Below are 13,800 nucleotides of genomic sequence, written 5' to 3'. Positions count from 1 at the left end.
ATTCCATGACAGACGCACTCAAGCGCCTCTCCGAGGAAGGCGTCGCGATCTGGCTGGACGACCTGTCGCGCAAGCGGATCACGTCCGGCAACCTCGCCGAGCTGATCGACCAGCAGCACGTCGTGGGCGTCACCACCAACCCGACGATCTTCCAGAAGGCGATCTCCCAGGGCGACGGCTACGACCAGCAGGTCTCGGACCTCGCCGCCCGCAAGGTCACCGTGGAAGAGGCCATCCGCATGATCACCACGGCGGACGTCCGCGACGCCGCCGACATCCTGCGCCCCGTCTTCGACGCCACCGGCGGCAAGGACGGCCGGGTCTCCATCGAGGTCGACCCGCGCCTCGCGCACAACGAGAAGGCGACCGTCGCCGAGGCCAAGCAGCTCGCCTGGCTCGTCGACCGCCCGAACACCCTGATCAAGATCCCGGCCACCCAGGCGGGCCTGCCGGCGATCGCGTCGACGATCGGCCACGGCATCAGCGTCAACGTCACCCTGATCTTCTCCCTGGAGCGGTACCGGGCCGTCATGGACGCCTACCTCTCCGGCCTGGAGAAGGCCAAGGAGCGGGGCCTGGACCTCTCGCTGATCCACTCGGTGGCGTCCTTCTTCGTGTCCCGCGTGGACACCGAGATCGACAAGCGCCTGGACGGCATCGGCACCGACGAGGCCAAGGCGCTGCGCGGCAAGGCCGCCGTCGCCAACGCCCGTCTCGCCTACCAGGCGTACGAGGAGGTCTTCTCCTCCGACCGCTGGAACGCGCTGGAGAAGGCGGGCGCCAACAAGCAGCGTCCGCTGTGGGCGTCGACCGGCGTCAAGGACCCGGCGTACTCGGACACCCTGTACGTCACCGAGCTGGTCGCGCCGAACACGGTCAACACCATGCCGGAGGCCACCCTGGAGGCCACCGAGGACCACGGCGAGATCACCGGCGACACCGTCTCCGGCACGTACGAGCAGGCTCGCGCCGACCTCGACGCGCTGGAGAAGCTGGGCATCGCGTACGACGACGTGGTCCAGGTGCTGGAGGACGAGGGCGTCCAGAAGTTCGAGGCGTCCTGGAACGACCTGCTGAAGTCCACCCAGGCGGAGCTCGAGCGCCTCGCCCCCACGGAGGGCTGACTTGTCACCCGTTTCCGGTTCCGGAGCGAACCCGCTTCGTGACCCGGCCGACCGACGGCTCCCGCGTATCGCGGGGCCGTCGGGTCTGGTCATCTTCGGCGTCACGGGCGACCTGTCCCGCAAGAAGCTGATGCCCGCGGTGTACGACCTCGCCAACCGGGGGCTGCTGCCGCCGGGCTTCTCGCTGGTGGGCTTCGCCCGCCGCGACTGGGAGCACGAGGACTTCGCCGAGGTCGTCCACGACGCGGTCAAGGAGCACTCGCGCACCCCGTTCCGCGAGGAGGTCTGGCAGCAGCTCATCCAGGGGATGCGCTTCGTCCAGGGCACCTTCGACGACGACGAGGCGTTCGAGCGGCTCCGGGCCACCATCGAGGAGCTGGACAAGGCCCAGGGCACGGGCGGCAACTTCGCCTTCTACCTGTCGGTGCCGCCCCGCTCCTTCCCGGTGGTCATCCAGCAGCTGAAGAAGCACGGTCTCGCCGACCAGTCCGGCGGATCCTGGCGGCGCGCGGTCATCGAGAAGCCGTTCGGCCACGACCTGAAGTCGGCCGAGGAGCTGAACAAGGTCGTGCACGAGGTGTTCGAGCCGGACCAGGTGTTCCGGATCGACCACTACCTCGGCAAGGAGACCGTCCAGAACATACTGGCGCTGCGCTTCGCCAACACGATGTTCGAGCCGATCTGGAACCGGTCCTTCGTGGACCACGTGCAGATCACCATGGCCGAGGACATCGGCATCGGCGGCCGGGCCGGCTACTACGACGGCATCGGCGCCGCCCGTGACGTCATCCAGAACCACCTGCTCCAGCTCATGGCCCTGACGGCCATGGAGGAGCCCGCCTCCTTCGGCGCGGACGCACTGGCCGCCGAGAAGGAGAAGGTGCTCGGCGCCGTACGGCTGCCGAAGGACCTGGGCAGGTCGACCGTGCGCGGGCAGTACGCGGGCGGCTGGCAGGGCGGCGAGAAGGTCATCGGCTACCTCGAAGAGGACGGCATCGACCCGAAGTCGAAGACCGACACGTTCGCCGCGATCAAGCTGGAGATCGACAACCGCCGCTGGGCGGGCGTCCCCTTCTATCTGCGTACCGGCAAGCGGCTCGGCCGCCGGGTGACGGAGATCGCGGTGGTCTTCCAGCGGGCCCCGCACTCCCCCTTCGACCACACGGCGACGGAGGAGCTGGGCCAGAACGCGATCGTGATCCGCGTCCAGCCCGACGAGGGCATCACGGTCCGCTTCGGCTCCAAGGTGCCGGGCACCTCGATGGAGATCCGGGACGTCTCCATGGACTTCGCCTACGGCGAGTCCTTCACCGAGTCCAGCCCCGAGGCGTACGAGCGTCTGATCCTGGACGTGCTGCTGGGCGACGCCAACCTCTTCCCGCGCACGGAGGAGGTCGAGCTGTCCTGGAAGATCCTCGACCCGATCGAGGTGTACTGGGACAAGCACGGCAGGCCCGCCCAGTACCCGTCGGGCACCTGGGGTCCCGTGGAGGCGGACGAGATGCTCGCACGAGACGGACGGAGCTGGCGCCGGCCATGAAGATAGATCTGACCGACACCACCGCCGGCGAGATCAACAAGGCGCTCGTCCAGGGCCGCCGTGCCATCGGCACCCCCGCCGTCGGCATGGTCCTGACCCTCGTCATCGTCACCGACGAGGAGAACGCCTACGACGCCCTGAAGGCCGCCAACGACGCGTCGCGCGAGCACCCCTCGCGCACGCTGGTGGTCGTCAAGCGGGTCTCCCGCACCCCGCGCGACCGCACCTCCTCCCGCCTCGACGCCGAGGTGCGGGTGGGCGCGGACGCGGGCACCGGCGAGACGGTCGTGCTCCGGCTGTACGGCGAGATCGTCGGCCACGCCGACTCGGTCGTCCTGCCGCTGCTGCTGCCGGACGCGCCGGTCGTCGTGTGGTGGCCGGTGAACGCCCCGGTGGACCCGGCGAAGGACCCGCTGGGCGCGCTCGCCCAGCGCCGGGTCACCGACACCTACGCCGCCGAACAGCCGGTGCGGGAGCTGTCCGCCCGTGCCGCGGCCTACACGCCCGGCGACACCGACCTGTCCTGGACCCGGATCACCCCGTGGCGCTCCATGCTCGCGGCGGCCCTGGACCAGGTCACCTGCGAGGTGCGGGCGGTCGAGGTGGAGGGCGAGGAGTTCAACCCGAGCTGCGAGCTGCTCGCGATGTGGCTGGCGGACCGGCTGGACGTGCCGGTGAAGCGGTCGCTGTCGGACGGTCCGGGCCTCACCGCGGTCCGGATGGAGACGACCAGCGGTCCGATCGCCCTGGACCGTGCGGACGGCTCGCTGGCCACGCTGTCCATCGAGGGCCAGCCGGCCCGCGCGGTGGCGCTGAAGCGGCGGGACACCGCCGAGCTGATCGCGGAGGAGCTGCGCCGGCTCGACCCGGACGACACCTACGCGTCGGCCCTGCGCTACGGCGTGGAGCGACTCGGCGCCGTCCCCGAGCAGTCCGCGGAGCAGTCCGCCGGGCGCTCGGCCGGGTCCGGTGACGAGGCGGTCGCGGAGCCGCAGCCGGTCGAGGAGGCCGCGAAGGCTCCGGCGAAGAAGGCCGCGGCCAAGACCGCGAAGAAGGCACCCGCGAGGAAGGCGGCGGCGAAGTGAGCACTCCGCAGCTGGTCGTCCACCACGACAAGGAACTGATGGCGCAGGCCGCCGCGGCCCGTCTGATCACGAAGATCGTGGATGCGCAGGCCTCCCGGGGCGCCGCGTCCGTGGTCCTCACGGGCGGCCGCAACGGCAACGGCCTGCTGGCCGCTCTGGCGGCGGCGCCCGCCCGCGACGCCGTCGACTGGGGCCGGCTGGACCTGTGGTGGGGTGACGAGCGCTTCCTTCCGGAGGGCGACCCCGAGCGCAATGTCACGCAGGCCCGTGAGGCGCTGCTGGACTCGGTGCCGCTGGACCCGGAGCGCGTGCACGCGATGCCCGCCTCCGACGGTCCGTACGGCACGGACGTCGAGGCGGCGGCGGAGGCCTACGCGGTGGAGCTGGCGAAGGCGGCCGGACCGCAGGACCACGGGCCGGTGCCGTCCTTCGACGTGCTGATGCTGGGCGTCGGCCCGGACACCCATGTGGCCTCGCTCTTCCCGGAGTTGCCGGCCGTGCGGGAGACCGAGCGGACGGTGGTCGGGGTGCACGGCGCGCCCAAGCCGCCGCCCACCCGGATCAGCCTGACCCTTCCGGCGATCCGGTCGGCCCGCGAGGTGTGGCTGCTCGCGGCCGGCGAGGACAAGGCGGAGGCGGCGGCCATCGCGCTGTCGGGAGCGGGCGAGATCCAGGCGCCGGCAGCGGGGGCGTACGGCCGTTCGCGCACGCTGTGGCTGCTGGACTCGGCCGCGGCTTCGCAGTTGCCGCGGTCGCTGTATCCGCCGGCTTCACCGTGAACCGCTGAGATGAACCGGTGAACCGGTGATTCGCTGAATCGCTGAATCGCCGTGGAACGAGGGCGGCAGGGAACGACTCCCTGCCGCCCTCGTCGTTGTGCGCTGACTCCCCCTCAGCGGGTTCTCCACTCTCTCCACGAAATATTCATACAGCACTCAACTTTTGTGTAAGCTCCAGGACGCACCGATCGCACCACTGAGGGGGGACCTCATGCGCATACGCTTCGCCCTGGCCGCCACCGCCGCCGCCGGCACGCTCACCGTCGTCATCGCCGCTCCGGCCCAGGCCACCGAGTACTCCTCGGCCCTGAAGATCAAGGGCGCCCAGTACGACGCCCCGGGGCGGGACTCGAACAACTGCACCACGGGTAACAGCAAGAGCGAGTACCTGACGATCAAGAACTACTCGCGCACCGCGAAGGTGAACCTCAAGGGCTACGTCGTCAAGGACGCCACCGGCAACAGGTTCACCTTCCGCTCGAACCACTACCTCGAGCCAGGCGACTACGTGAAGCTGCGCGGCGGCCACGGCACCGACTCGGACGCCAAGAACGTCGTCTACCGCCAGAACTGCAACTTCATGTGGAACAACGACAAGGACACCATCTACCTGTCCAAGCCGTCCGGCGCCCACGCGGACACCCACGCCTACACGAAGTCGAAGAACGACCGCGACGGCGACGGCTACATCTCCTTCCACTGACAGAACGTCATCCGGGGAGAATGACCGTGCACAGGTACCAGAGCGCGAGCCGGCGCATGCGGGCGTGGGCAGCGGGCGTGGCCCTGCTGGCCGCCGGCGCGGCCGGCTGCGGATCGGCGGACGACGGCGCGGCCAAGGCGGCCTCGCCGGCGCCCCGCCCGACCGTGACCGTCACCGCGACGGCCACGGTGACCACTTCGCCCGAGCCCGGGCCGACGGTCACGAAGACGAAGACCGTCAGGAAGCCCGGACCGACCGTCACCGTCACCGTCACCAGGAGGGCCGCCTCCGGCACGGTGCGCAGTGACACCAGCGGCACCGGTTCCGGCACCCACGCCGGCACCTGCTCGATCGTCTCCAACGCGGGCAACTGCTACGCGGCGGGCCAGTTCTGCCGGAACAGCGACCACGGGGCGACGACCACCACCGCGAGCGGCAGCCGCATCAGGTGCGCCTACAGCTCCAACGCGTGGCGCTGGACGTACGCGTGAGCCCGGCGGGTTCGGTCACTTGACCGAGCCCGCCATCACGCCCTGGACGAAGTGCCGTTGGAAGGCGAAGAAGACCACCACCGGCACGATCAGGGACAGGAAGGCGCCCGGCGCCAGGACGTCGATGTTGCTGCCGAACTGGCGGATCTGGGACTGGAGTTGCACGGTCAGCGGCTGGGCGGAGCTGTCCGCGAAGAGCAGGGCGACCAGCATGTCGTTCCAGACCCACAGGAACTGGAAGATGGCCAGCGAGGCGATGGCCGGGCGGCCCACCGGCAGGACGAGCCGGGTGAAGATGCGCCACTCGCTGCCGCCGTCCATCCGTGCCGCCTCCAGCATCTCCTTCGGCATCTCGGCGAAGTAGTTGCGCAGCAGGAACACCGCGAACGGCAGCCCGTACGCCACGTGGAAGAGGACCACCCCGGGGATCGTGCCGAACAGGCCCAGCTGGCCGAAGAGTTTGGCCACCGGCAGCAGGCCGATCTGCACCGGCACCACCAGCAGGGCCACCACCAGCAGGAAGAGGGGCTCCCGGAACGGGAAGTCCAGCCAGGCGAAGGCGTATCCGGCGAGTGCCGCGATGACGACGACCAGGGTGGTCGCCGGCACCGATATCAGCACGGTGTTCCAGAACGCCTGGGTCATGCCGGAGTTCTTCAGCAGCGCCGAGTAGTTGTCGAAGGACAGCTGCCCGGGACCGGCGAGCGCGGTCCACCAGCCCCCCTTCGCCGTGTCCTGCGCCGAGCGCAGGGAGGACAGGAACAGTCCCGCCAGCGGAGTCAGCCAGACGAGGCCGATCACCACCAGGAAGGCCTGCACCAGTCCGTTGCCCAGACCCCGCCTGATCGCGTTCATCGCTGACTCCTTCGGAAGCGGCGGACGTTGAACACCATCGCGGGGACCACCAGGAGCAGCAGGAGCACACCGAGGGCGCTGCCGAGGCCCTGGTTGTTGCCGCCGCCGAAGGACACGAGCCACATCTGGGTGGCGAGGACGGTGGCGTCCTCCTGCACCGGTCCGGGAGCGATGATGTAGACGAGGTCGAAGACCTTCATCACGTTGATCACGAGGGTCACGAAGACCACGGTGAGCACGGGCGCGAGCAGAGGCACGGTGATCCGGCGGAAGATCTGCCACTCGTTCGCGCCGTCCATCCGGGCGGCCTCCAGCGCGTCGCGCGGCAGCGTGGCGAGTCCCGCGCCGATCAGCACCATCGCGAAGCCCGTCCAGATCCACAGGTACGCGCCGATGATCGCGGGGGTGACGAGGGTCGGGCCGAGCCAGGAGACGCCCTGGTAGGGCGCGGCGAAGTTGGCCGCCGGCAGTTTCACGGTGTACGAGCCGTCGGCCAGCCCGGGAAAGCGGAAGGAGCCGTCGGCGGCGGTCGTCGTGCTCGCGACCGAGTGGCCGTCGCGCAGCGCCTCGACCTTCATGCCGGGCAGGCCGCTCTCCCGGGGGTCGACCTTGCCCTGCCTGCCGCTTCCGCCGGGGGTGAAGTCGAGGTAGACGACACCGCGCACCTCCTTGGCGGCGGCCGCGTGCGAGGCCGCGGCCCGCGCGGGTTCGGCGCCGGCGGGCAGGTCCTTGGGCAGCACCCCGACCATGGGGATCGCCACCGACTCGCCCGGCGAGACGCCCGCGTGGGTCAGCCAGGAGCCGTCGCGGCCCTGGTCCAGCAAGCCCACGCGGCCTCGGGCCGTGGGGTACGTGGACGTGCCCGTGAAGGCGTCGTGGACGGAGACGGCGGCCGCGTTGAGCACGCCCTTGTCCGGGTCCTCGTCGTAGGCGAGCCGGAAGATGATGCCGGCGGCCAGGAAGGACACCGCCATCGGCATGAACAGCAGCAGCTTGAAGGCGGTGGCCCAGCGGACCTTCTCCACCAGGACGGCCAGGATCAGGCCGAGCCCGGTGAGCAGGGCCGGGGCCACCACCACCCAGATGGTGGTGTTGCGGATGGCCTTCAGCGTGGCCGGGTCGCGGAACATCTCCGCGTAGTTGCCGCCGCCGACGAACCGGGTGCCGGAGGCGTCGAAGAAGCTGCGGCCGACGGAGAACAGCACTGGATAGACGACGAGCGCGCCGAGCAGGAGCAGCGCGGGGAACACGAAGAGCAGCGCGATCAGCCGGGCGCGCCGCCGGCTGCGGCGCCCGCGCGCCGCGCCGGCGGCCCGCGGGCCCGCCTGCTCCTTGACGAGTGTGGCGGTCATGGTGATGCCGTTCAGTCCTGGTAGGCCTTGGCCGCCGCGGCTTCGAGCTTCGCCGCGGTCGCCTTCGGGTCGGAGGGGTCGCGCAGGAAGTCCTGGAGCAGCTTCCACTCGCCGGTTCCCTTGGTGCCGCCGAAGGCCGCCGGGGCCTGGTCGGACATGTCGAAGCGGACCGAGTCGCCCGCGCCGACGAGGGACTTGGCGGTGGCGCGGGTGACGTCGTCGCCGTACTGGGCGAGATCGAGCTTCTTGTTCGGGGAGAGGAAGCCGCCTGCCTTCGCCCACACGGCCGCCGCCTCCGGGGTGGCCAGGTACTCCAGGAGCTTCATGCCGGCCTTGGCGTTCTTGGCGTCCTTCAGGACGACCGCCGCGTCACCGCCGCTGACGACCGGCGCCGTGCCGCCGCCGACCGCGGGGAAGGGGAAGAAGTTCGCGTCCTTGCCGATGGCCTTGCCGAACTGGTCGTGGGCGACACCGGCGACGAAGTCGCCCTCGTAGACCATGCCGGCCTCGGCCTTGGGCCCGAAGACCTTCTCCACCGAGCCCGGGAAGTCGGTGTTGAGGGCCTCCTTCTGGCCGCCCGCGATCAGCTGCTTGTCCTTGAACAGCTTGCCGAGGGTGGTGAGCGCCTCGACGACCGAGGGGTCGCTCCACTTCAGCTTGTGGGTGGCGAGCGCGTCGTACTTCTCGGGGCCGGCCTGGGAGAGGTAGATGTTCTCGAACCAGTCGGTGAGGGTCCAGCCGTCCTGTCCGGCGACGGCGAAGGCGGCGAGACCGGAGTCGGAGACGGTGTGGCCGGCCTTGAGCAGCTCGTCGTACGTCTTCGGCGGCTTGACCCCGGCCTGGGTGAAGGCGTCGGGGCTGTACCAGACCGTCGACTTGTGGGCGGCCTTGAAGTACAGGCCGTAGAGGGTGCCGTCGACGCTGCCGTACTTCTTCCACACCGGTGCGTAGTCCGCGGTGATCGTCTGCTGCGCGGCCGGCGACAGCGGCTCGAGCCAGCCCTTCTTGGCGAACTGCTGGAGCACGCCGACCTGCGGGACCATGACGACGTCGGGCGCGTTGCCGCCCTCGATCTTGCTGCCGACGACGGTGGAGACGTTGTCGCCGGTGGACACGAACTGGGTCTTGGCGCCGGTCTTCTCGGTGAACGCGTCCAGGACCTTCTGGAAGTTCTTCTGCTCGCTGCCGGACCAGACGCCGGCCACGGTGACGGTCTGGCCGTCGAGGGCCTTGTCACCGCCGCCCGCGGAGACCGGGCCGCCGCCACAGGCGGTGGCGCCGAGGGCGAGGACGAGGGCGGTGCAGCCGGTGAGCAGGGTCGTACGACGTCGCATCATCGTTGATGTCCCTTCGGGGAATGGGCGTTGACGGGTGGGTTCAGAGGTCGTTCAGCCACCAGGCGGCCGTGGAGCCGGGCAGGACGCCCGGCGGGCAGGGCTCGCTGGAGAGCAGGGGGGTGCCGGAGACCGGCGCGGGCGTGGGGGCCGTACCGAAGTTGACGGCGCAGACCAGTCCGTCGCCGCGGACGAAGCCGAGGACGCCGGGCGGGGTGTCGAGCCAGCGCAGCGTGCCCTCACCCAGCTGCGGCAGGGAGTGCCGCAGCTGGAGTCCGTCGCGGTACAGGTGCCAGAAGGAGCGGGTGTCGGCGAGGGCGCGGTCGGTGGCGTACTCGGCGAAGTACTCGGGCTGCGGCAGCCAGGGCTTGGCGCCCTCGGCTCCGGAGGTGAAGCCGAACGGGGAGGCCTGCCCGGACCAGGGCAGCGGCACCCGGCAGCCGTCACGGATGCGGGCGCGGCTGCCGGTGCGGTGGAAGATCGGGTCGGTGAGCACGTCGTCGGGCAGGTCGACGACCTCGGGCAGGCCCAGTTCCTCGCCCTGGTAGATGTACGCGGCGCCGGGCAGCGCGAGCATCAGCAGGGCGGCTGCGCGGGCCCGGGCGGGGCCGAGACCGCTGCCCTCGGTGGCGGGCTCGCCGTAGCGGGTGACGGTGCGGACCTGGTCGTGGTTGTTGAGCACCCAGGTGACGGTCGAGCCGGTACCGGCGATGTCCTGCATGGCCTCGGAGATGACCTTGCGGAAGGAGTCGGGGTCCCAGGGTGCGCCGAGCAGGTCGAAGAAGAAGGCCTGGTGGAGTTCGTCGGGGCGGACGTAGAGCGCGTGTTCGCGGGCGGTGGGGACGGAGACCTCGCCGACGAGGAGGCGTTCGCGGCCGTCGCGTTCGCGGTACTCCTCGCAGACGGCCCGCCAGTCGCGCCACACCTCGTGCACCTCGGGCTGGTTCCAGGCGAGCGGGTTGACGGAGTCGCGGGTGCGGGCGTCGGCCTCCGGATCGTCCGAGTCGGGCAGCGCGGGGTGCTTGTACAGGCCGGCGGCGACGTCGATGCGGAAGCCGTCCACGCCCCGGTCCAGCCAGAACCGCAGGACGCGGTCGAACTCGGCGGGGACCTGGGGGTCACGCCAGTTCCAGTCGGGCTGCTCGGGCGTGAACATGTGCAGGTACCACTGGCCGGGGCGGCCGTCGGGCTCCGTCACCCGGGTCCAGGCGGGGCCGCCGAACATCGCGTGCCAGTTGTTGGGCGGTTCGCCGCCGTCGGGGCCGCGGCCGTCGGCGAAGTGGAAGCGGGCGCGGGCCGGGCTGCCGGGCCCGCCCGCCAGCGCCTCGCGGAACCACGGGTGCTCGCTGGAGCAGTGGTTGGGGACGATGTCGAGGAGCACCTTGACGCCGAGGCGCCGGGCGTCCGCCATCAGCAGGTCGAACTCGGCGAGGTCGCCGAAGAGCGGGTCGACCCCGCAGTAGTCGGCCACGTCGTAGCCGTGGTCGTGCTGGGGCGAGGGGTAGAACGGGCTCAGCCAGATGCCGTCGACGCCGAGCTTCTTCAGGTACGGCAGCCCGGCCCGGACGCCGGCCAGATCGCCGATGCCGTCGCCGGTGCTGTCCAGGAAGCTGCGGACGTAGACCTGGTAGATCACCGCGTCGCGCCACCAGTGGTACTTACTCAACATGCATGCATGTTAGGTAGGCGTGTCGCGAGGGTGTCAATGAAAAGAACAGAAGCTACTAGGTAGTTGGCCCGCCAAAGACGGACGTAATAGGGCAGTCCGAACCGAGATGAGATGTCCGCGTTACCTAACAAGTAACTAGCGACTGGAGATGGCGGCCAGCTCGTGCGCCAGCCGACGAACCGCCGCCTCGGGCGTCTCGCGCCCGGTGAGCGCGTCCTGCACGACCGCCTGCACCGCCAGGCTGACCTGGTCGTAGTGGGCGCTCTTGGGACGCGGCTCGGCGTGTATCACGGCGGTGTGCAGGGTCGGCAGATAGGGGAACTGCCGGATGAGCGCGGGGTCCTGGTACAGCGCGGCGCGTACGGGGGGCAGCGCGCCCCGGGTGAGCACCTGGCGCTGGACGGGCGCGCTGGTGAGGTAGGAGATCAGCCGCGCGGCGGAGTCGGGATGCCGGGCGTGGCTGTTGACGGCGAGGTTGGAGCCGCCGAGGACGCTCTTCCCCGGCCCGTCGGGTCCCGGCAGCGGTACGGCGCCGATCTTCCCGGCGACCTTGGACCCCCGGGCGGAGGCGACGGCGTAGGCGTAGGGCCAGTTGCGCAGGAAGAGCAGCTTTCCGTCCTGGAAGGCCTGCTTGGACTCCTCCTCCTTGTACGTCAGCGCCTGCCGCGGGATCCAGCCCTCGCGGATGCCGCGCGCGAGGAAACCGATGCCCTCGCGGGCCGCCGCCGAGTCGACGGTGACGCGCTTGCCCTCGGCGCCGAGGATCGTGCCGCCCGCCGAGTACACGGCCTCGGCGGCGTTCACGGTGAGGCCCTCGTAGGGCAGGAACTGGCCCGCGTAGCCGCCGAGTCCGTGCTTCGGCGCGATGGTCTTCGCGTCCTGCTCCAGCTCGGCCCAGGTACGCGGCGGGGGCACCCCCTCCTCGGCCAGGACGTCCTTGCGGTACAGCAGCAGCCCGGCGTTGGTGACGTACGGGACGGCGTACAGGTGTCCGTCGTAGGTCGCCGTGCGCACGACCGGGTCGAGGAAGCTCTTCAGCGGGAAGCGGCCGCGCTCCAGCGGGCGGATCCAGCCGGCCGCCGCGAACTCGGAGGTCCAGTTGACGTCGATGTTCAGGACGTCGAAGCGGCCCCGGTCACCACCGCGCAGGTCGGTCGTCATCTGCGCGTGGGTCTCGTCGGCGGAGTCCGGCAGCTCGACGAGAGTGACCTTCTCGCCGGGGTGGGTGCGGTTCCAGCCCTCCAGCAGGGGGCCCAGATAGTTGGTGAGATCCCCCGCGGTGGCCAGGGTCAGCGGTCCGCGCCCGGTGGCGCTCCCCTGTTCGGCGCGGGCGCCGGAGGCGACGTAACCGGTCACGACCACGGTGAGAACGAGCAGGCCCCTACCGGCGGCGCGTATCCACCGCATAGGTTCCTCCCTGTACACCGGCGCCGCGAGCACCCTCGCCCGTGGGGTCAGAGGCCATGTATACCTGTTAGGTATGGGCGATACTAGGGCCTGGAGCACATTGAGCAGACAGGAGGACAGCACGAGTGCGCCTGCCCCTCCTGGCTCTCCTCGCCCGTGGTCCGGCCCATGGCTACGAGCTCAAACAGGACCTTGAGCAACTGCTGGGCTCCGCGTACCCTCAGCCGAACGTCGGCCAGATCTACGTCACCCTCGGCCGCCTCGAGAAGACGGGGCTGATCGAGGGCGAGGACGTCGAGCAGTCCAGCCGGCCCAACAAGAAGGTCTACCACCTCACCGACGCCGGGCGGGAGGCGCTGCACGCCTGGTTCGAGGAGACCGAGGACGAGCCGCGGGTGCGGGACGAGTTCTTCATGAAGCTCGCCCTCGCCCCGCAGACCGGTCTCGCCGACCAGATAGCCCTCATCAACCGGCAGCGGCGCCAGTACCTCAACACCATGCGTGACCTGTCGAAACTTGCCGCGGCCGAGAACCGGGACAACCGAATCGCCCAACTGCTGATCGAGGGCGCCATGCTGCATCTGCAGGCCGACCTCGACTGGCTGGAGCGGTGCCAGGAGGAACTGGAGGAGCTGGAATGAGCGACGGCTCTGCTGCTCCCCTGCTGCGCGCCGAGGGGCTGGTCAAGACCCACCACGGCGAGGGCGCGCCCGCACGTGCCGTGCGCGGGGTGGACCTGAGCGTCGCTCGGGGCGAGTTCGTGGCGATCACCGGCCCGTCCGGCGCCGGGAAGTCGACGCTGCTGCACCTGCTGGGCGGGCTGCAGCGGCCGGACGAGGGCAGCATGTGGCTCGACGGGCGGTGCACGGACTCCTTCGGCGAGGCCCGCTGGGCGGTGGAGCGCCGCAGGGCCATCGGGATCGTCTTCCAGTTCTTCAACCTCGTGTCGAACCTGTCCGTCGCCGACAACGTGGAGCTGCCCGCGCTGCTGGCCGGCGTCCCGCCGAAGAAGGCCCGCGCCGAGCGCGAGGCCCTTCTCACGGAGCTGGGCCTCGCCGGCAAGGAGCGCAGCATGCCCGGCGAGCTGTCCGGTGGCGAACAGCAGCGGGTCGCGCTCGCGCGGGCACTGGTCAACCATCCGCCGCTGCTGCTCGCCGACGAACCCGCCGGCAGCCTCGACAGCAAGGGCACCCGCGAGGTGATGCGGCTGCTGTCCCACTTCCACGGACGCGGGCAGAGCATCGTCCTCGTCACCCACGACGCCCGGCTGGCCAGCGCCGCGGACCGGGTGATCAGCTTCTTCGACGGCCGGATAGCCGACGACGCCGCGCTGGACGCCACGCCGTCCCGGCGCCGCGGCATCTCCGGTGTGCTGGAGCTGAGGGACTGATGGTGCGGCTGACGTCTCCGCGGACGGTGCCGCCGGCGACCCGGCCGGCAGTGCCGCCGGCCGGCCGCGCG

General features: G+C 70.6%; 13 protein-coding genes. 8 read left to right on the top strand and 5 right to left on the bottom strand.

The genetic code is table 11. The annotated features are described in order from the left end of the window. Positions 1-5 precede the first annotated feature (5 nt). The 6 genes from tal (at position 6) to ACF08B_RS16770 (ending at position 5,722) form a co-directional block, all read left to right on the top strand. On the top strand, positions 6-1,124 hold the full coding sequence (gene tal, locus ACF08B_RS16795) for a transaldolase (RefSeq protein ID WP_392318013.1): 1,119 nt from the start codon (positions 6-8) through the stop codon (positions 1,122-1,124). Between the two features lies 1 nt (position 1,125). Beyond that, complete coding sequence (zwf, locus tag ACF08B_RS16790) at positions 1,126-2,664, top strand: glucose-6-phosphate dehydrogenase (protein WP_392318012.1); 1,539 nt, start codon at positions 1,126-1,128, stop codon at positions 2,662-2,664. Continuing rightward, positions 2,661-3,749, top strand: a complete 1,089-nt coding sequence (gene opcA, locus ACF08B_RS16785) for a glucose-6-phosphate dehydrogenase assembly protein OpcA (protein WP_392318011.1) — start codon at positions 2,661-2,663, stop codon at positions 3,747-3,749. The genes zwf and opcA overlap by 4 nt, the downstream gene beginning before the upstream one ends. Next, on the top strand, positions 3,746-4,528 hold the full coding sequence (gene pgl, locus ACF08B_RS16780; RefSeq protein ID WP_392318010.1) for a 6-phosphogluconolactonase: 783 nt from the start codon (positions 3,746-3,748) through the stop codon (positions 4,526-4,528). Before opcA ends, pgl begins: the two co-directional genes overlap by 4 nt. Positions 4,529-4,739: 211 nt before the next feature. Beyond that, positions 4,740-5,231 carry a lamin tail domain-containing protein gene (locus tag ACF08B_RS16775; RefSeq protein WP_392318009.1) on the top strand — a complete coding sequence of 164 codons (492 nt, stop codon included), beginning with the start codon at positions 4,740-4,742 and terminating at the stop codon, positions 5,229-5,231. 20 nt (positions 5,232-5,251) lie between these two features. Next, positions 5,252-5,722 (top strand): hypothetical protein, encoded by a 471-nt coding sequence (locus ACF08B_RS16770; RefSeq protein WP_392318008.1) that lies wholly within the window; start codon positions 5,252-5,254, stop codon positions 5,720-5,722. 15 nt (positions 5,723-5,737) lie between these two features. Here ACF08B_RS16770 and ACF08B_RS16765 read toward each other — a convergent pair whose 3' ends face one another. The 5 genes from ACF08B_RS16765 to ACF08B_RS16745 form a co-directional block, all read right to left on the bottom strand. After that, entirely contained in the window at positions 5,738-6,577 is an 840-nt protein-coding gene (locus ACF08B_RS16765; protein WP_093695990.1) for a carbohydrate ABC transporter permease, read from the bottom strand. Next, positions 6,574-7,929, bottom strand: a complete 1,356-nt coding sequence (locus ACF08B_RS16760) for an ABC transporter permease subunit (protein WP_392318007.1) — start codon at positions 7,927-7,929, stop codon at positions 6,574-6,576. The genes ACF08B_RS16765 and ACF08B_RS16760 overlap by 4 nt, the downstream gene beginning before the upstream one ends. Positions 7,930-7,940: 11 nt before the next feature. Further along, positions 7,941-9,266 (bottom strand): ABC transporter substrate-binding protein, encoded by a 1,326-nt coding sequence (locus ACF08B_RS16755; protein WP_392318006.1) that lies wholly within the window; start codon positions 9,264-9,266, stop codon positions 7,941-7,943. Positions 9,267-9,306: 40 nt separating this feature from the next. Further along, positions 9,307-10,932 carry a glycoside hydrolase family 13 protein gene (locus ACF08B_RS16750; protein WP_392318005.1) on the bottom strand — a complete coding sequence of 542 codons (1,626 nt, stop codon included), beginning with the start codon at positions 10,930-10,932 and terminating at the stop codon, positions 9,307-9,309. A 135-nt stretch (positions 10,933-11,067) separates the two neighbouring features. After that, positions 11,068-12,339 carry an ABC transporter substrate-binding protein gene (locus ACF08B_RS16745; RefSeq protein WP_392318004.1) on the bottom strand — a complete coding sequence of 424 codons (1,272 nt, stop codon included), beginning with the start codon at positions 12,337-12,339 and terminating at the stop codon, positions 11,068-11,070. A gap of 125 nt (positions 12,340-12,464) precedes the next feature. Here ACF08B_RS16745 and ACF08B_RS16740 point away from each other — a divergent pair, with 125 nt between their 5' ends. Together ACF08B_RS16740 and ACF08B_RS16735 are read left to right on the top strand one after the other, a co-directional pair. Beyond that, positions 12,465-12,980 (top strand): PadR family transcriptional regulator, encoded by a 516-nt coding sequence (locus ACF08B_RS16740; protein ID WP_093478589.1) that lies wholly within the window; start codon positions 12,465-12,467, stop codon positions 12,978-12,980. Next, complete coding sequence (locus ACF08B_RS16735) at positions 12,977-13,729, top strand: ABC transporter ATP-binding protein (protein WP_392318003.1); 753 nt, start codon at positions 12,977-12,979, stop codon at positions 13,727-13,729. The genes ACF08B_RS16740 and ACF08B_RS16735 overlap by 4 nt, the downstream gene beginning before the upstream one ends. The last annotated feature ends 71 nt before the right edge of the window (positions 13,730-13,800 follow it).

It is taken from the genome of Streptomyces sp. NPDC015139, from assembly GCF_043079785.1.
Lineage (GTDB): Bacteria > Actinomycetota > Actinomycetes > Streptomycetales > Streptomycetaceae > Streptomyces > Streptomyces albidocamelliae.
The sequence above is the reverse complement of the archived record's forward strand: the minus strand, read 5'-3'. Positions and strand labels throughout refer to the sequence as shown.